General features: G+C 52.0%; 16 protein-coding genes. 6 read left to right on the plus strand and 10 right to left on the minus strand.

The window, feature by feature from the left end; all coding sequences use genetic code 11:
- The first annotated feature begins 237 nt into the window (after window positions 1-237).
- From ACTS9Y_RS07030 to ACTS9Y_RS07040, 3 genes are all read left to right on the plus strand, one after another.
- The gene (locus tag ACTS9Y_RS07030; RefSeq protein WP_442585246.1) at window positions 238-648 is read left to right on the plus strand and encodes a DoxX family protein; all 411 of its coding nucleotides are present in this window, start codon (window positions 238-240) and stop codon (window positions 646-648) included.
- 206 nt (window positions 649-854) lie between these two features.
- Window positions 855-1,244, plus strand: a complete 390-nt coding sequence (locus tag ACTS9Y_RS07035; protein WP_442585247.1) for a DoxX family protein — start codon at window positions 855-857, stop codon at window positions 1,242-1,244.
- Between the two features lie 54 nt (window positions 1,245-1,298).
- Window positions 1,299-2,069, plus strand: coding sequence for a DODA-type extradiol aromatic ring-opening family dioxygenase (locus ACTS9Y_RS07040; protein ID WP_442585248.1), 771 nt, complete (start codon window positions 1,299-1,301; stop codon window positions 2,067-2,069).
- Window positions 2,070-2,109: 40 nt separating this feature from the next.
- Here ACTS9Y_RS07040 and ACTS9Y_RS07045 read toward each other — a convergent pair whose 3' ends face one another.
- Entirely contained in the window at window positions 2,110-3,465 is a 1,356-nt protein-coding gene (locus ACTS9Y_RS07045) for a sigma-54-dependent transcriptional regulator (protein ID WP_442585249.1), read from the minus strand.
- A 29-nt stretch (window positions 3,466-3,494) separates the two neighbouring features.
- Window positions 3,495-5,153, minus strand: a complete 1,659-nt coding sequence (locus tag ACTS9Y_RS07050) for a sensor histidine kinase (RefSeq protein ID WP_442585250.1) — start codon at window positions 5,151-5,153, stop codon at window positions 3,495-3,497.
- A 61-nt stretch (window positions 5,154-5,214) separates the two neighbouring features.
- Between ACTS9Y_RS07050 and ACTS9Y_RS07055 the strand changes: the two genes are divergently transcribed.
- Window positions 5,215-6,237 (plus strand): hypothetical protein, encoded by a 1,023-nt coding sequence (locus tag ACTS9Y_RS07055; RefSeq protein ID WP_442585251.1) that lies wholly within the window; start codon window positions 5,215-5,217, stop codon window positions 6,235-6,237.
- Window positions 6,238-6,272: 35 nt separating this feature from the next.
- Window positions 6,273-6,725, plus strand: a complete 453-nt coding sequence (locus ACTS9Y_RS07060) for a hypothetical protein (RefSeq protein WP_442585252.1) — start codon at window positions 6,273-6,275, stop codon at window positions 6,723-6,725.
- Here the strand turns inward: ACTS9Y_RS07060 and ACTS9Y_RS07065 are convergent.
- From ACTS9Y_RS07065 to ACTS9Y_RS07100, 8 genes are all read right to left on the minus strand, one after another.
- Window positions 6,699-8,465: a phosphoethanolamine transferase gene (locus tag ACTS9Y_RS07065; RefSeq protein WP_442585253.1), complete on the minus strand. Its 1,767-nt coding sequence runs from the start codon at window positions 8,463-8,465 to the stop codon at window positions 6,699-6,701. The two genes, ACTS9Y_RS07060 and ACTS9Y_RS07065, sit on opposite strands and share 27 nt — an antisense overlap.
- The gene (locus tag ACTS9Y_RS07070) at window positions 8,462-9,187 is read right to left on the minus strand and encodes a phosphatase PAP2 family protein (protein WP_442585254.1); all 726 of its coding nucleotides are present in this window, start codon (window positions 9,185-9,187) and stop codon (window positions 8,462-8,464) included. The genes ACTS9Y_RS07065 and ACTS9Y_RS07070 overlap by 4 nt, the downstream gene beginning before the upstream one ends.
- Entirely contained in the window at window positions 9,157-10,863 is a 1,707-nt protein-coding gene (cptA, locus tag ACTS9Y_RS07075) for a phosphoethanolamine transferase CptA (protein ID WP_442585255.1), read from the minus strand. The genes ACTS9Y_RS07070 and cptA overlap by 31 nt, the downstream gene beginning before the upstream one ends.
- A 224-nt stretch (window positions 10,864-11,087) precedes the next feature.
- Window positions 11,088-11,594, minus strand: a complete 507-nt coding sequence (locus tag ACTS9Y_RS07080) for a M23 family metallopeptidase (protein ID WP_442585256.1) — start codon at window positions 11,592-11,594, stop codon at window positions 11,088-11,090.
- A 73-nt stretch (window positions 11,595-11,667) separates the two neighbouring features.
- A complete protein-coding gene (gene creD, locus ACTS9Y_RS07085; RefSeq protein WP_442585257.1) occupies window positions 11,668-12,996 on the minus strand; it encodes a cell envelope integrity protein CreD in 1,329 nt (442 codons plus the stop codon).
- 97 nt (window positions 12,997-13,093) lie between these two features.
- Window positions 13,094-14,533 (minus strand): two-component system sensor histidine kinase CreC, encoded by a 1,440-nt coding sequence (gene creC, locus ACTS9Y_RS07090; RefSeq protein WP_442585258.1) that lies wholly within the window; start codon window positions 14,531-14,533, stop codon window positions 13,094-13,096.
- 8 nt (window positions 14,534-14,541) lie between these two features.
- On the minus strand, window positions 14,542-15,225 hold the full coding sequence (gene creB / locus ACTS9Y_RS07095; protein WP_442585259.1) for a two-component system response regulator CreB: 684 nt from the start codon (window positions 15,223-15,225) through the stop codon (window positions 14,542-14,544).
- Window positions 15,226-15,337: 112 nt separating this feature from the next.
- Window positions 15,338-16,267: a quinoprotein relay system zinc metallohydrolase 2 gene (locus tag ACTS9Y_RS07100; protein ID WP_442585260.1), complete on the minus strand. Its 930-nt coding sequence runs from the start codon at window positions 16,265-16,267 to the stop codon at window positions 15,338-15,340.
- A 91-nt stretch (window positions 16,268-16,358) separates the two neighbouring features.
- On the opposite strand from ACTS9Y_RS07100, the gene ACTS9Y_RS07105 reads away from it, so the two are divergent.
- Window positions 16,359-16,952, plus strand: a complete 594-nt coding sequence (locus tag ACTS9Y_RS07105) for a cytochrome b (protein WP_442585261.1) — start codon at window positions 16,359-16,361, stop codon at window positions 16,950-16,952.
- Window positions 16,953-16,956 lie beyond the last annotated feature (4 nt).

Genomic DNA, 16,956 nt, shown 5'->3' on the forward strand with positions numbered 1-16,956 from the left:
TAAACATTAACATCGTTAACTTAACACTGTTAATTTATAAAGTCAACGTCAGCAGATTTATGTGCTGGTATTTAATAGCAGAATGGTGCAGAGTAACAAATGTGATACACCGGTAGTCAGGCAAGGCTGAGTTGCTGAGTGCTAATCAGTACCAGTCCATCACCGGCATGCGTCATACCGCTGTCCGTAGTGTCCACAGAGACGCGCGGGCGCCGAGTCCAATCATGATCAGGAGCGATGAATATGAATGTGCGGCAACGTTGGGTCAGTTTAGTGGGGCGGGTTTTGTTATCTTTGATTTTCATCATTAGTGGTATTTCCAAATTGCTGGATCCAGTGGGTACTATCGCTTATATCGAAAGCGCCCACCTGCCGCTGCCACAAGTGGCTTATGTGGTGGCCTTGTTTGTCGAGCTGGGCCTGGGTGTTGCGTTGCTGGTGGGGTTTCATGCGCAACTGGCTGCTGCCGGGATTGCGATTTTTACTTTTATCACGGCATTGATGTTTCACAGCAATATGGCTGACCCGGTACAGGTGGTGATGTTTCTGAAAAACACCACCATTATTGGCGGCTTGCTGGTGGTGATTGCATTCGGTCCTGGCGGCTATAGCGTAGATGGTGGCAGGCGCTTAAGCGCACTCGAGTGAAGGTCAGTGCCGTAGTGGAAGTGGTGGCGCCTGATCCGGGCAGTGAGCCAGGTTTTAATCAATAACAGGCGCAGCTACTTAACGTCAGGCAATTATCCCGATATGATGAGGGATTCCCAATTATGGATTCGGGCATACAATACGCCTTACCAGTTGCTATCAAAGTGGCTGGTCATCCCAATAAAATTAAACTGGAGGAGTACAACATGACTCAATTTCAAGCCATTGTCAGCGTGATTGGCCGCATTTTGTTATCGCAGATTTTTATTATCAGTGGTGTGGGCAAGGCCGCTGATCCTGAAGGAACGATAGGCTACATCCAGAGCGTAGGTGCGCCGTTGCCAGAAGTTGCTTATGCCATCGCCTTGTTTGTTGAACTGGGGTTGGGTATCGCTTTGCTGGTGGGCTTTAAGGCACGCTGGGCTGCTGCTGGGATTGCACTGTTTACGTTTGCCACGGCATTTTTGTTTCATTTCAACCTGGCAGATCAGATTCAGCAGATCATGTTCCTGAAAAACCTGACCATTGCCGGTGGTTTGCTGATTGTGGTGGCATTTGGCGCGGGTGCTTACAGCCTGGATAATCGCCGCCGTTAACCTTTAGCCGCAGATCGCGGCTTTCAGTTGTAGATATTTGCCGGAAGTTATTGAATGACCACCCTGTTTGTCTCACATGGCGCACCTTCGTTAATACTGGAGCCGGGTGAAACTGGCCAGATGCTGGTGCACCTGGCGGCGTCGTTGCCCAAGCCGGATGCGATTCTGGTAATTTCCGCGCACTGGGATACTCGCGTCGCGACCGTCAGCCTGGCGTCACACCAGGCCACGATTCATGATTTTTCCGGCTTCCCGGCGCCATTGTATGAGATTCAGTATCCGGCACCGGGTGCACCAGCGTTAGCTCATCAGGTCGTTGCCTTGCTGCAAGCAAGCGGAATAGCGGTGCATGCCCATGCCGAGCGGGGTTTAGATCATGGTGCCTGGGTGCCACTGGCGCTCATGTATCCAGCCGCCGATATTCCGGTCACGCAATTGTCGATACAAAGCCGCAGTACTCCGGCGCAACAGTTTGCTTTAGGCCAGGCGTTACAGCCCCTGCATGCGCAGAATGTGCTGATACTGGCTTCTGGCGCGGTCACCCATAATCTGTCAGATTTTTTTAGCGCCAACCGGGATGCAGCACCGCTGTCATATGTGGCAAGCTTTGCCGATTGGGTGGCTGGCCAGCTAAGTGCACAAGAGGCAGAGACATTGTTGAATTACCGGCAGGAAAGTGATCATGGCATACAGGCGCACCCAAGTGAGGATCATCTGATGCCGTTGTTTGTTGCCGCAGGCAGTGGGCAAGGCGTGCCCAAAAGATTCACGCCGGAAACCACTTACGGCATCCTGGCGATGGATGCCTATGTTTGGCAAAATTAGTTAAAAAGCACGCCCCACACGGGCAGTGATAAAAACCTGCCTAACGTAATTCATATTGATTCAGTTTGTTCCAGAGTGAACGCTCACTGATCTCCAGCAGCTTGGCGGCTTTGGTTTTATTGCCTTGGCAGGCATCCAGCGCCTGTATGATCAACCTGCGTTCCATGGCTTCTGTGGTGCGCGGGATAGAAAGCATATTTGTTTCCGCAACGGCTGTTATTTCGGCAGGAGCATGCGCCTGGTGCTGGCCGATATCGGCCGGTAAATGTTGCGGTTGTATCATCTGGTTGCCTGCCAGAATCGCTGCCCGTTCCAGAATATTTTCCAGCTCACGCACATTGCCTGGCCAGTCATAATGCTGCAAGCATAAGCGCGCTTCTTCGCTTAATTCGCATTGACGTTTACCCAGGAAAAACGCCGCCAGTAAGCCGATGTCGTCATGACGTTCACGCAATGGCGCGATCTGTAATTGCAGGACGTTCAAACGGTAATACAGATCCTCACGCAGTTTGCCTTCTTTAACCGCTTGTATCGGGTCCCTGTTGGTGGCGGCCACCACGCGCACATCCAGCGCGATCTGCCGGTTACCACCGAGCTTTTCCACGACGTTTTCCTGCAGGACGCGCAATAGTTTTGACTGTAACTGGATTGGCATTTCAGTGATCTCATCCAGGAACAGCGTGCCGCCATTCGCCAGTTCAAATTTACCGATACGCTCTTTCACCGCACCAGTAAAAGCGCCTTTCTCATGGCCGAATAATTCAGATTCCAGGATATCCGCCGGAATCGCCGCGCAGTTGATGGCGACAAACAGCGCTGCATGGCGGGGAGAGGCTTCATGCAAGGCTTTCGCCACCAGCTCTTTGCCGGTGCCGGTTTCACCCACTATAAATACCGTGGCCCGCTCAGGCGCGACTTGCTGGATCATCTGTTTCAGAGATTGCATGGCCGGGCTGCTGCCGATCAGCCCGGTCACATCCGGCTGCTGGTTTTGCTTGAGGAAAGTGTTTTCCTGGTGTATGCGTTTGACGGTCAGTGCTTTTTCAATGGCGATTTCCAGTGTTTCCAATTCAAACGGACGCAAAATATAATCACTGGCGCCCAGTTTCATGGCTTCCACCGCGGTTTTGATCTCGCCTTGTGCCGTGACCATGATCAGGGGTAAATGCTCGTGCTCGTTACGCAAAACCTCCAGCAGTTGCAGGCCGTTCATGCCCGGCATATGCAGGTCACTGACTACCAGGTCTATCTGTTGCTGGCGGATAATCTCCAGCGCTTCACGGCCATTGCCCGCTGAAAGCGCGCGATAACCGGCCTGACGCAGGCTGATCTCCAGCAGGCGCCGCATATTCGGTTCATCATCAACGGCGAGTATGGTCAGTGGTGGAGTAGACATGGGTTATCTGGGGTCTGCTGAATGCGTGGTTAAGGGTTTAACGGCAGTGCCAGGTTGAATTGGGCACCTTGCCATGGGCTGGTACTGTAGGTGATTGTACCACCGTGCGCTTCCACGATTTGTTTGACCACTGCCAGCCCCAGGCCGACACCGCCAGCCCTCTGGGTAAAAAACGCTTCAAATAAATGGGCTTGCTGTGCTGGTGGCACGCCATGGCCGTTATCTGCCACCGAAATATGCGCGAATTGCTGATCATGCGCGAGCGAGACAGCCACCTGACCGTGTTCGGGCAATATCTGGATGGCATTGATGATCAGGTTGACCATCACCTGCGTCATCTGGTCCTGGTCTACCGGGATGGTCACTGGCCCGGGCGCATGCAGGGACAACTGAATATGCTTGTCCTGCGCCTGTTTTTGCAACATATCGCATACGTGTTGCAGGTGCGATTGCATTTCCAGGGGGATTTTGCTGGGCAAGCGTGGACGGGCCGAGTCAATCAGGGAGGTGACCAGCTTATTCAGACGCTCGGTCTCGGAAATAATAAACCCTAATACTTCACGGCCGTCGTCACTGAGTGTCGGTTCGCGTTTCAGCACATCGGCAGAAGAACGCATGATGCCTAAGGGCGTGCGTACTTCGTGGCTCATGGCTGCGGCCATTTCACCCACTACCGCCAGTTTGGCTGCGCGTGTCAGTTGCTGTTCTGATTCAGCCAGATCTGCCGCCATCTTGGTAAACGTCTGGTGCAGCGCCTGTACTTCGACCGGGCCGCTTAGTGGCGGGCTCACCACGTTCGGCTGTCGAAGTTTTTTTACAAACTCAAGCAGATTATCTAGTGGCTGGGTGATGCGCCTGGCAATCGGCCTGACCAGGATCAGTGAAAACAGCAGAATCACGACTAGCAGAATCAGAAAAATAAGCCCCAGCCGGTGCACCGGGGCGACTGCTACATCGTGCTCTTTATTGAGCTTTACTTCCCAGCCATAGATGGGCAATGTGCTTTGCATGGGAATGTGGGTATGCAAGTTGTAACGGGGCTGCGACCAGTTTCTGGATTGCGCCAAAAGGCGGTCATGTTCGTCCACCAGTGCCAGTTCAGTGGCATGCTGTGCGGCATGGTTGAGTAAATCCTGGATCACTGACCAGTTAAACGTGGCGATCAGGTGGCCCATAGGCTGCAAGGTGAAGTCAGAGTTGATAGGCGTCGATATCATCAACTGATCATTTTGCAAATGGTAGATGGTAATCGGCTGGTCATCTTCCTTAAACGAAAACCATACTGGTGGGCTGCTGAGCCGCTGGTTGATATGGCGCGGATCACTAGAAGCAACAATCGTGGATTGCAGGTCGGCCACATCAATCGAGATATATTGTGCGGCGTAACTGACGCGCGTCTCTTCGAGGAATACCGACAACCGCTTGTCAATATCGCCAATCTGCATGTCCTGCATAATAGCCAGCTGGCTCCAGCTGCGCACGTTTTGCACGCGTTCAAACAGCACGCGATCTATGTGTTCGCCGACCGCTTTACCGGTGGTTTGCAGGTCATGTTTGATCTCGGTGCGCAATGCCGTGCGTGCCTGGTAAAAGCTGAGTACACTCACCAGCAGTGCGGGCAGTAGCCCTGCCAGCAAAAATGCGATCAACAGCATTTTGCGGATGGTTAAAGGGGCGTGTTTTGGCATGGAATATGAGAAAATACGGGCTCAATCATTGGTGTTGCATCAGCTTAATCGGAAAGTGTTTATGTCCACTATTTTACTGCGTTGCGCGGTCAGTGTAATCAGCCTGTGCATGATGTGCAAGCCACTGCTGGCAGAGGAGGAGTCGTCGTTCTGGGACGGCTTCCGCATTGGAGGATACACCAGCGTGGATTTGCATGTGCCGCGCACGGAATCTACCCGGTTGAACTGGAATGAGCTGAGCATGATCGTCACCTGGGATAAGAACTCGCGCATCAAGTTTTTTGGCGAACTGGACCTGGAAAATGTCGCCACTTATACCCACAGGCAAGGCCTGGATTTCCGCGATGTGTATATCAATCCCGAGCGTTTGTATTTTGATGTCAATCTGAATCAAAGCGCTAACCTGCGCATTGGGCGGTTTTTAACGCCATTGGGCCGCTGGAACCAGCTGCATGCCTCTCCGCTGGTGTGGACGGCGAGTAGGCCGCTGGCGACCACTGAGTTATTCCCGAGTTTCACCAGTGGTCTGCAGCTGTTTGGTAACCTCCCCTTTCAAGAGCGTTCGCTGGACTACCAACTGTATATGGCGACCATGAATGCACAGCCTGAAAGCCGTGGCGAGACACAATACAAGGACATGCAGGGTGCCCGCATTGCCATTAATAATATTTTTAATTTCACCGATGAGAACGCTGGTCTGAATACGATAGGTCTTAATGTTTCCAGGTTCCGCAACGAGAAACCGAACGGACCAAAATACGAGTTAATTGGGGTGGATTTTCTATTGGAATTTGGTCGCTGGGAGTTCAGCGGCGAAGCTTATACCCGTAAATCAGAGCAAGGAAAAATCGGCGGCAAAGGCTCCTATCTCCAAAGTGCCTTCCTGATCAAGGATGACTGGTACTGGATCACCAGGTTTGAAAGCCTGCATCAGCGAGCTGATCAGGATGCAGACCGCTGGGTGATCGGTTTAACCAAGCGGCTTAAACCGAATCAGTTGCTAAAGTTTGAAGTGGTGGGCGGGAGCGGCGACTACGAAGATGTTCCGCGTGGATTTACAACTTCATTTGCGATGATGTATTGATGCGTTTGCATTGCCGCATATATTGCTTGTTGCTCATGGCGCTATCGCCTGCCGTTGGCATGGCGGAGGACGCTGTGATCGCCGTCATTGTGTCGGCACAACCCGCGTACAGCGTGCCGGTGGCAACCAATGACCTGGCACCGGTTTACTGGCGCAAAAAGTTATACGACAACCATGGCAAACCGTTGCATCCGGCCAATTTATCCAGTGACCACCCTTTACGCCTGCGCTTTTCGCAGCAGGTGTTACATAGCAGCCCCAGGTCACAGGTGGGCTACTGGAACGAGCTTTACTTCCACGGCACGCAACCGCCCTACACGGTGGAGTCACAAGAGGCCATGATCCGCTACGTGGCATATACCGAAAGTGCGATAGGCTATATCGATGCCTGCAAACTGGATGAGCGCGTGCGCGCCATTTTGTGGGTCGCCGGCAATAAGGTTCTCAGCGACCCGCCCAGCCTACGTTGCAGCGCTGCTACGCCTTAACGCTGCGTTGCGGATGGCTTTCGCTGTTTCTGGCGGTGCTTCCTGGCGGACCACCGTTGGCGCAGTCTGAGGGACTTGCGGTAACACAGGCAACGGCGGCAATTTGAGTTCTGCACGTACCTCAGGGTTGGCAATCAGCCAGTTGTAGTGTGAGTGGCAAGTGTCTGATTTCAACTCATAGGCCGTCAGCAAGGTGCAGAACAAATCATCATGGCTCAGGGGGTAGTCCTGGTAAGGCTGCACCTGGTTGATGGCGTAATCAAACTGTTTTCCCAGCCATAAAATGGCCGGTACATGGGTTTGCTCCTTGGGTGCGATCATATAAGGCGCTGCGTGCAGATAGAGGCCGTGTTCACCCAGCGACTCGCCGTGGTCAGCCACATACAACATCGCCGTTTCATGGGTGTTGTCATATTTCTTCAGTAATTGAATCACCTCACTCAAAAAATAATCGGTATACAAAATCGCGTTGTCATAAGCGTTATCAATTTCCTGCTGGCTGCATTGGGATAGATCGCTGCTGCGGCACACCGGCGTGAATTTCTCAAACGCTTTCGGGTAGCGGCGATAATACTCAGGGCCATGATTACCCATCTGGTGTAATACGATCATGATGTCTTTGTTCGCATGGGCCTGAATGTAAGTGTCCAGGCCGTCCAACATGCCGACATCCCTGCACTCGGTATCACACACCTTGTTCATGGCCGGAGACTGAAAGTCCTCATACGCCATGCGCGTGGCCACGCCTTTTGAATCGGAGTTGTTATCGCGCCATAACACGCTGATGTTGTGTTCTTTCAATACATCGAGCGCATTTTCCATATGCCTGGCTTTTTTTGCCGAATACTGCTGCCTGCCGAGCACAGAAAACATGCAAGGCACCGACACGCCGGTGGATGTGCCGCATGAAGTGACTTGTTTAAAGCTCACCACGTTTTCTTGCTGCAGGCGCGGATTAGTCAGTTTATGGTAGCCGTTGAGTGAGAAGCGGTCATAGCGCGCCGTTTCACCCACCACCATGATCACCAGTTCATGTCTGGAGCTGGCGCCTATTTTTTGCGTATCGGTTGCCACCTGTTCAAGCGCCTGGCTCTCAGGGATGCTCAGACGTTGATTCGCCCATTTAAGGATCGAATAATGCATAAAGCTTGGGTTGGCATACATGCGCGCCAGTTTGTGTTCGCGGATAAAGCTGGCATAGCCAGCGGAATAAGGCCATACACAAGTCACCATCACCACCAGTAACAACCCGATGTGCAAGGCCCGCATGCGCAGGCTGTCGCGTTGAAACCAGTGCTGTGGCGCTTTAAACAGCAACCAAAAAGCAGGTAACACACCGAGCACACTGACAAATGCGACCATATTCCACGAAAGTAGACCTACCGCTTCTTTTTGGTCGGTTTGCAACAGGTTATCCAGCATCACCGTATCGATGATGATGCCGAATTCCTGCATGTAAAACCCGGCAAACGCACTGCTGAAAAGCACCAGTGCCAATAGCCAGCGTGCACTGCGCCCATGGCTGATCAGCAATAGCCATAAGGCAGTGACTAGCGTAAAAAACAATAACAGGCTAAGTAGCAAACCGCTTTGCCCGCCCAGTGGAGGGTAGAGCTGAGTCAGGTGTGACACCAGAGCATAGTTATCAAAAAACATCAGCCACAGTGTCACGCCCCAGATCAATAAAATCTGCGGTGTGAATAGCTGGCGCAATGCTGCCGGAAAGGAAAAGTTTTTCATGCGTAACTGTCTTTTAAATAAGAGCGATTGGCGTAGCCACTACGGGAAAATGACAACACGCACAACAGCAAAGCGCACATCAGCCATGCCGATGTCAGCGTGTGGGAGAGGAAATGCGCACCGCGCATTTGCTGGCACCAGCCAAGTAACAGGCCGACTGCCAGCCCGGCAATGGCCACTGCCAGCGCTTTACGTGGCGCATGCGGTAACCAGCACAGGCACAAGGCGGATAGCCATAAGCCGCTGCTGGCATGCCCGGCCGGAAAGCAGTGTCCGGCCATGTTTGGGATATGTGCAGCAAATGCAGGAAACCACGGTAAGCTGCCGCCGTAGCGGGTGACATCCCATGGGCAGGCATGTGGCATCTGGTGTTTGAGCCACGACACCAGCCCGCTATGGGTGACAGCCAGCAGGGTCACCCAGCGCAGGCGGTATTGATGTGTCGCTAACAGCCAGCTTGGGCGCAATTGTTGAGGCAGTAGTGCTAACACCAGGAGCATCAGCCACACCACAGTGAATAGCTGTCTGGCATAGTCATGCATCACCGTGTCGTAGAAAAACACGTGCTGATAGGTGAACTGTCCGCGGCTGGCATCAAACATGCGGTCGGCCAGTGTCAAGTCCAGCGTCGTGTAATTTGCCAGGGCGACAATGCCCAAAGCACTCGCGCCGAGCAAGCTCCACAACCAGCCTAGTCGCGTGTTGGCAAGCCAGCGCTCCATGTCGCGACCTCATTCTCAGGAAAGTTGATGGTGCCAGGCAAGGTTTGCAGTTTGCCTAAATAGGGGTCGCCGACCAGGATGCTGTCTGGCATGAATTTCGCGTTGACGATGCTTTCATCAGGTCGGAAGCCATCGAACGACAGCCCCACCAGGTCTGCCAGCGTGTAGATCAAATCGGCATTGTCATACTGCTGATGCGTATCTACGTTCGCGAGCAGTGTTTTGGCGTTGAACCAGTTGCCGGAGTGCCAGATAATCAGCGGGATGCTGTACATCGGTAATGTAGGCGCGGCTTCATTCCGCCCCTGGAAATCGTGTGGTGCCGTGTCATACACATCCTCGCCATGGTCAGAGAAATACATCAGCAGGCTATGTTGCTGTTTGGCTTTCAGCGTCGAAATCAGCTGCGCCATGATCCAGTCGTTGTAGCGGATGGCATTGTCATAACTGTTGATCAAGGCAGTTTTGTCTTCATCCAGCCCGGCTGCGGGTAAGCCTTGCGCCGTTTTAAACACGTCAAATTTTTCCGGGTAGCGGTAGCTGTACTTCATATGCGTGCCCAGCAGGTGCACGATGATCAGCTTTTTCGGATGCGGGTCGTTGAGGCTTTCGGCAAACGGTGCCAATACTTTTTCATCAAAGCTGTAGGCATTCTGGCGACGCTCGTTATTAAGGAAATATTGTTTATCCGCCTGCTTGGCAAACGTCGTCAGCATGGTGTTGCGGCCAGTCAATGTCTGCTGGTTGGTGATCCAGGTGGTGTGGTAACCCGCCTGCTTCATCATCGCCACCAGCGAGGGTTTTGTCTTGTAATCATCCGGGTGCTTCTGGTCAGCAAAAGTCAGCACCTGCTGCAGGCTTTCAATGGTATTCGGCCGTGGCGAATACACATTTTCAAACACTGTCAGTTCATGCTTGATTTTGTTTAACTCGGGGTTGGTATCGCGGCCATAGCCGTACAAACCCATGTGCAGACGTGAAGTCGATTCACCGATCACCAGCACCACGGTGGTCGGCCCCGGTTTGGCTTGTTCCGAGAACTGCGCCAGCGGTGGGATGCTGTTCATGGTCAGCAAAGTGCGGTTCACCTCGTCCAGTTGCTGCTGGTAGTTGAGGTAACCCAGCGCCAGTTGGTAAGGCGGCACGCCGCTAAAGTGCTTGTTAAAGCTTTTATAGGCGTAACCCCACTCATTTTGCAGGGCCGGTTTGATCGGCGATGAAAACGCGATCAGCACGGTGATCAGGGTATACACCGCCGCTCGCGATTTTGAGAGCACGGCCGGTTTCAATGCACGCCAGTACACAGCGGGAATCAGGATAAATGCCAGCAAAACCAGCAAGATCCACCAGGAGAAGTAGTTATGCAGATATTCCTGTGATTCGCTTTTATTCGATTCAAACAGGATCATCATCAGGCTTTGGGTCAGCTCCTGGCGATACACCAGGAAGTAAGCGAGGCCGGGTAAAGCAGATGCACCGATAAATGCGGCGATACCCGCGCTCCATGCGCGCAACCGTTGCGGTTGCCACCAAAGCGGGATCAGCCATAAAGTGGACACGATCACTGCGTCTTTAAAGCCCTCCAGTGATGAAGCGCCAAATAGCCACAGCAGAAATTGCGTTAATCCGCCCAGTAGTAAAAACAGGCCATAGGCGCGTAAAAATGGATGCTTCACAAAGACTTCCCTTATTATTTTGAATCAATACGGGTATGTCTTTGCAAGCGTTATGCCATGTGGCGATGAAGTGTGGAGATATGGTTAACTATATGATTTAAATGTGTTTTTTATTGGTGTGATGAATAAATCAGTGAAGAGCCACTGCAAACATTGCAGAAAGCAGGGGGTACACAGAACATCAAACTCTGCAAAAGATGCAGGGTTTGATGGGCGGGGGGGAGTTATGTGTTTGTCAATAACACGTGAGGGTTCACGTAAAACATGCGTTTCCATCCCTGCGTTTCCAATGTGATATCAGCCAGGTCAGGCAAAAACCTGAATATGCTGTAATGCAGGTGTGGCGGCTTGCCGATGGCATTCCCGCTATTGCCTACCGTGCCGACGGCGCTGTGCTGGGTGACGATAGCAAAAGGGCTGACCTGAATGGTGTCCAGATGCGCATAATAGTGAATCCGGCATTTAGGAGAAATGATGGCAACGACATGACCACCTCTTGCCAGCGCTCCTGCATACAGTACCAGCCCCTTGCTGGCAGAGTGCACCGGCCTGCCTTTATTGGCGAATATATCAATCCCTTTATGCACCCCGGATTTTCCCCAGGGCGCAAACCAGTAGCTATCACGGTTCCAGTCTTTGGCAGAAGCATGTAATACCGGGATGATGACCTGCTCAGGGATGAACGGGCTGAGCAGGATCCAGCTGATGAACACATAAATGATTTTTTTCATGAAATGACCTTTCAAAAACCGGCGGCCTGGGCCGCTCGCCTTTTAATGGGCGGTTTCCCGCCCATGATGCAGATTAGTCCTGGCGCAGGGCATACCAGTCAACTTTGCGCGTCACCACCATAGTGAAAGCCAGCAAGCTGAATATGAGTATCGAACCCATGAGCAGCGCATTGTCTTCCGAGATAAGAATGCCGTATAAAGTGGCATATAACAGCCCGAGTTTGAGTGAAAATACGACACCGAAACGCACGTTTTTCATGATGTTTGCGAGGTAGTAGCCGATGAGGCTGACGCAGCCAACACTGGCAATGCCGTAGGCATAGGCAAAGCCGATATGCTCGGCAAGTGAGATCAATAACAGATAAAAAACGGCCATGGCCAGCCCGACCAGGGTGTATTGCGCCGGGTGTATGCGTAGCTGTTTCAGGATTTCAAAGATAAAGAAGCCAGCAAACGTCAGGCCGATAAACAACAGGCCATATTTGGTGGCACGGTCCGATAAGCTGTAGATATTGATGGGCTCGACAAAACCAACGCTGATGGCTGCTAAGTCAAGTGCGTCAGCGTTGTGGGCCAGTTGAGTGAGCAGTAGCGCCTGCACACTGCTGGACAGTGAAGAAACTTCCCATGTTGCCTGGAAGCCATGCTGGTCGATTTTCTGGCTGGCAGCATCAGGTAAGAAGTTGCCATCAAAATGCGGGTGCTGCCAGCTGGAGTGTAACTGGACTGTATTCTTGTCAGCCACAGGGATCACCTTGAATTGCTGCATGCCGCGGATATGCAGGTTCAATTTGAAAGCAACGCTATGCTGTTCCGGTTTTAAACTATCAAGGTCAGCATGAATGCCGGCCATTGATAAAGGCAACTGGCTGCCTTGTTTCAAGGCGATTTTTTGACCATCCCAGTTTAATACCGGTTGCCCATCAATACCGCGTGTGTCACTGAGCCCTATCGATAACACAGGGCGACCCATGATGAGTTTGCCATTTTTATGCTGTGGTTCGAGTTTGATCTGATCCAGATTGAATGAGCCGGAAACATCCCCATTGAAGCGATACATCAAGGCTTTGAAAATGCCTCTTTGTTTCACATTGTGGGTAAAACCGCCGGCGATATCCAGTGTGCTGGGCAGCAAATAAAGGCGCTTCTCATCTTTATATTCAACAAGGGTTTGCGAGTCACCACTGCCTCGTGTTTCTGAGTAATGTTCTGCGTAAGGGATGATCAGGATAGGGCCGGTCAACGTTTGTGCTGCGGTGGAAGATTGCGCGATATCGCTTTCTACCGCGACTTGCCTGGCCTGACGTTCGATAATCAAATCATTGACATAGCCTATGGCCAGCGACATGAGCAGTATCAGCCCCAACATCCCCAGCGATTTGTATAACAGTGGTTTTTGCATGGCAAACTCCTTGATGAAAGAGTTTGCAGCTTAGAGGGCGTGCGTGAAGCGATGTTGTGGTGAATGTGAAGCGAGTGTGAAGTGGCCGGGTCAGATATTAGCCAGGCCAAAGCAGGCTGGCAATCACTCCGCCGCTTTCTGCATTGGCAATCGCGAATTTGCCGCGATGCAATGCCATGATCTGGAGGACGAAGTTCAGGCCTAGCCCGGTGCTTTTTTGTCCGGCATTGGGGGTGTTGGCTGGCCTGGCAAGTGAATAGAATTTATCACTGACCCTGCTGAGGGCATAATCGGGAATGCCACTGCCTTCATCCTTGATCTGTAAACAGACGCCTTCAACCGTATGGCTCAAACGAATGTGGATTTTGCTGTTATCCGGGCTGAAATCCAGCGCATTTTCCAGCAGATTGCTGAGGGCCTGCCCGCACAAAAAAGCATCCCCCTGTATGGATAGTGCGGGGTCCAGGCTGGTGATCAGCTTGATGTTGCGTTGATCGGCACGGTCTTTGACGAGCTGGGTTTGTTGCGTGACCAATGTTGCAAGCGTGATGTTGACCGGAAGCGCCAGCATCTGTTGCTGTTCAAGCGCAGCCAGCCCCAGTATGTTTTGTACCATGTGTTGCAGGCGATGGCTTTGCGTTTTGATGCTATTGAGAAAGTGCGTGCGGTCTTGCACCGGCATCTCGGGTTCTATCAATTCAACGGCTGCCTGTATCGCCGTGATCGGGCTTTTCAACTCATGCGTTAACTGCTGGATGGCGTGCTGGAGATGCTGGTGACCATCCAGCTCGTCACGCATGGTTTTCATCGCTTGTGCCAGCTCTGCCAGCTCATCATTGCTGGAATCCGGCGCTACTGCTTTTTTGCCTTGCGCCACCGCTATGGCATAGTCACGCAGGCGGTGAATGGCACGCGTAAAGCGCCAGGTAAACGCAACGCCCAGTCCTAGCGATAATACAAACAATAACGCGCCCCAGCCCATGATTTTCTGTTGTGCGCGCCGGATGAATGGCTGCATGGTGCTATTGGGTTTTGCCACGGTTAACACGCCTATGGTCTGGCCCATGTCTAAAATAGGCGCTGCTACATACATGATGGTGTCGCCATCGGGATTGGCCGGGTTGGTAGGCGTAGAACGGGCGCCGTACTGGCCTTTCAGCGTGAGATATACATCGTTCCAGTGCGAATAATCCTGGCCGGTCGCCAGTGCCTGAGAGTCAAACACCACGATGCCCTGGCGATCGGTGATGTAAACACGGTAATCTGCCGTAGATTTAGGAATGCCCCAGATGCTGGCAACGCCTGATTTGGCCTGGTAATTCTGCAGGCTTTCTGCAAACTGGCCATGCTGGATAGTGCCTTGTTTCAAGTCATATTTTGCCAGTTCGGCGAGTACATTGGCAGTGTCTACCAGCGTATCTTCCATCGCTTGCCGTACACCGGGCTTCACCTCGTCGACGAATACCACCAGGACAAACCATGCGGCCAGGCCGACCAGCAAAAAATAACCAAGAAAAATTTTCAGGCTGATTTTCATGCGGGCGATTATGGCAGCAAGCTATATCCCATGCCTCTGTGTGTCACTATCAACTCCTGGGTGGCCAATGCATGGGTAAGGGATAGTTCACGGAGCTTGTTACGCAGGGTTTTAATATGGGTATCCACCGTGCGCTCCATGGTTTCTTCAGCGGATTGCCAGATGGTATCCATCAAGGTAGTCCGCGAGAATACGCGGTGTGGTTGCTGCACCAGTGTTTTGAGTAGCAGATATTCATAACGCGTGAGCTGCAGCAAATGCTGGTGGTAATAGATCCTGCTAGCCAGTTCATCTAATTGGAAGCCTGCCACCAGATGGGTGTTTTCCGGATGCAAGCGACGGTGTATGGCTTTAATTCTGGCAATGATCTCGCGCGGGCTGAATGGTTTAGGCACGTAGTCATCTGCACCAATCTCCAGCCCGAGTATGCGGTCGACTTCATGGTCACGCGCAGTCAGGAAAATGACCGGCGTTTCGCAAAAGCGGCGTAGTTGCTTGCAGACCTCAAAGCCTGTCATATCCGGTAAGCCTATGTCCAGGATGATCATGTCAAAGGATTGCTGTTTCAGAAGGTCCAGCGCCTGCTGGCCTAAGGTGACGTGTCTGGCCTGCATTTGCTCAGACTGACAGGCATAAATAAGCGTTTCAGCGATAGAGGGTTCATCCTCAACAATCAGAATATGTAATGGCATGCTGTTATTCTAGAGCAGAATGCTCAGCCACCACCAGCGCTTCAATGCAGGCTTTCATTCATTGTGAGGAGGGCATACGCTGATTAACCGGGCATGCTCATGGCACGCCTGATTACTCCCACTCCAGTTGCGGGTAGATCACATTCACATTGCGGCGATTGGCGATCTCAAACAGCAGCCATTTTTTGCGTTCCGATTCGGCGGCGGTGTCCATGGTCTGCTCCATGCTAATGCCTTTTTTGATACTGGTGCGCACATCGGCCAGCAGCAGGTTCAGGTAACGCAGTTCATCGCCAATCATGGTTTTCTGGTCTGCGCTTTCTTGTCCGTGGCCAGGTACGATCAGGGCATATTGCGTCTGGTTGATTTTCTCCAGTACCGAGATCAGCCCTTTAATATCGCCTTCTACCACCGGAGTGCGTTGTGCAAAGACCAGGTCGCCGGTGAATAAGATATTGGTTTTACTATCCAGCACCGTCAGGTCGGTATGCGTGTGCGCTACGGTTTGCGATTGCAGTTGCAATACGCGATCGCCTAAATCCAGGGATAACTGACTATGTACGGCAGTGTCAGGCGGGATGGTGGTACTGGCTTTGCCTGCATCGCCGAGCAGGCTGGCATTGAGTTTTTCGTATTGCTCTTTGCGCAGCAACATGGTGTTGGCCAGTTTTTCATGGCCGACAAAGTGCACGGGCTCGCCCTGAAAAGCCGCATTGCCATAAGTGTGGTCAGGGTGCACATGGGTGTTGATCACATATTTCACTGGCAACTGGCTGATGCCGCGTATGGCTTGCAGTAATTGCTCGCCGGTATGTTTGCTGCCGCCGCTATCAATCACGGCGATGGCGTCGCGGCCAACCACCACGCCCAGGTTGCAGATATCGCCCTGGTAACCATCGTCAATATCCTGATGCTTGCCATGGTGGACATACACGCCATCGGCAACTTTCTTCAACTCAAAACTGTCTGCCCACACATGACTACAAAACGTTACAAAGCCGAATGTAACACCGACACACACTCGCCTGATTTTTGATAACATGCTGACTCACCCATGAATGTTTCATACATCATAATCAATATATTCATGAGTACAAAGTGACAGTTGTCACAGGGGATTTCAAGGAGAAGACATGAGTTCTACGCAACGATATACCAAAGTTGCCGTTATTTTGCATTGGCTGATTGCACTGGCGATCGCCGGAATGTTTGCACTGGGGTGGTATATGGGCGGGCTGCCGAAAGATGGCCCTAAACAAACCGAGTTTGATTTATTTGGCTGGGGCATTTATAGCTGGCATATGGATGAACCGGGCAGTGCACGTACCCTGTATTTTAATTTGCACAAATCACTGGGCTTTACCTTGTTGTGGCTGGTGGTGTTCCGCGTGTTCTGGCGCGTGAGCCATACACCGCCTGCCATGCTAAGCAACTCTACCTTTGAGCGTAAGCTGGCGACTGCCGCACATCATTTCCTGTATGTGCTGATGGTAGCGATGCCGCTGACTGGCGTATTAATGACGCTATATAGCAAATATGGCTTGAAGTGGTTTGGGCTGGAAGTATTTGGTGGCCTGGATAATGCGGATTTGCGCGATATTTTCAAAGACTCGCACGAGTTGTTTGCGACTATTTTGCTGGTCGTTATTGCCCTGCATGTCATCGGTGCGCTTAAACATTACTTTATTGATAAGGATAAAACCTTATCGCGCATGACGCTCAAGTAAGCGT

The sequence above is a fragment of the Methylophilus sp. genome (assembly GCF_052173275.1).
Classification (GTDB): Bacteria; Pseudomonadota; Gammaproteobacteria; order Burkholderiales; family Methylophilaceae; genus Methylophilus.

What these genes read in the sequence shown, in the direction of transcription:
- ACTS9Y_RS07030 (WP_442585246.1), top strand. Translation starts at nt 238, where the DNA reads ATGAATATGAATGTGCGGCAACGTTGGGTCAGTTTAGTGGGGCGGGTT.
- ACTS9Y_RS07035 (WP_442585247.1), top strand. Translation starts at nt 855, where the DNA reads ATGACTCAATTTCAAGCCATTGTCAGCGTGATTGGCCGCATTTTGTTA.
- ACTS9Y_RS07040 (WP_442585248.1), top strand. Translation starts at nt 1,299, where the DNA reads ATGACCACCCTGTTTGTCTCACATGGCGCACCTTCGTTAATACTGGAG.
- ACTS9Y_RS07045 (WP_442585249.1), bottom strand. Translation starts at nt 3,465, where the DNA reads ATGTCTACTCCACCACTGACCATACTCGCCGTTGATGATGAACCGAAT.
- ACTS9Y_RS07050 (WP_442585250.1), bottom strand. Translation starts at nt 5,153, where the DNA reads ATGCCAAAACACGCCCCTTTAACCATCCGCAAAATGCTGTTGATCGCA.
- ACTS9Y_RS07055 (WP_442585251.1), top strand. Translation starts at nt 5,215, where the DNA reads ATGTCCACTATTTTACTGCGTTGCGCGGTCAGTGTAATCAGCCTGTGC.
- ACTS9Y_RS07060 (WP_442585252.1), top strand. Translation starts at nt 6,273, where the DNA reads ATGGCGCTATCGCCTGCCGTTGGCATGGCGGAGGACGCTGTGATCGCC.
- ACTS9Y_RS07065 (WP_442585253.1), bottom strand. Translation starts at nt 8,465, where the DNA reads ATGAAAAACTTTTCCTTTCCGGCAGCATTGCGCCAGCTATTCACACCG.
- ACTS9Y_RS07070 (WP_442585254.1), bottom strand. Translation starts at nt 9,187, where the DNA reads ATGGAGCGCTGGCTTGCCAACACGCGACTAGGCTGGTTGTGGAGCTTG.
- ACTS9Y_RS07080 (WP_442585256.1), bottom strand. Translation starts at nt 11,594, where the DNA reads ATGAAAAAAATCATTTATGTGTTCATCAGCTGGATCCTGCTCAGCCCG.
- creD (WP_442585257.1), bottom strand. Translation starts at nt 12,996, where the DNA reads ATGCAAAAACCACTGTTATACAAATCGCTGGGGATGTTGGGGCTGATA.
- creC (WP_442585258.1), bottom strand. Translation starts at nt 14,533, where the DNA reads ATGAAAATCAGCCTGAAAATTTTTCTTGGTTATTTTTTGCTGGTCGGC.
- creB (WP_442585259.1), bottom strand. Translation starts at nt 15,225, where the DNA reads ATGCCATTACATATTCTGATTGTTGAGGATGAACCCTCTATCGCTGAA.
- ACTS9Y_RS07100 (WP_442585260.1), bottom strand. Translation starts at nt 16,267, where the DNA reads ATGTTATCAAAAATCAGGCGAGTGTGTGTCGGTGTTACATTCGGCTTT.
- ACTS9Y_RS07105 (WP_442585261.1), top strand. Translation starts at nt 16,359, where the DNA reads ATGAGTTCTACGCAACGATATACCAAAGTTGCCGTTATTTTGCATTGG.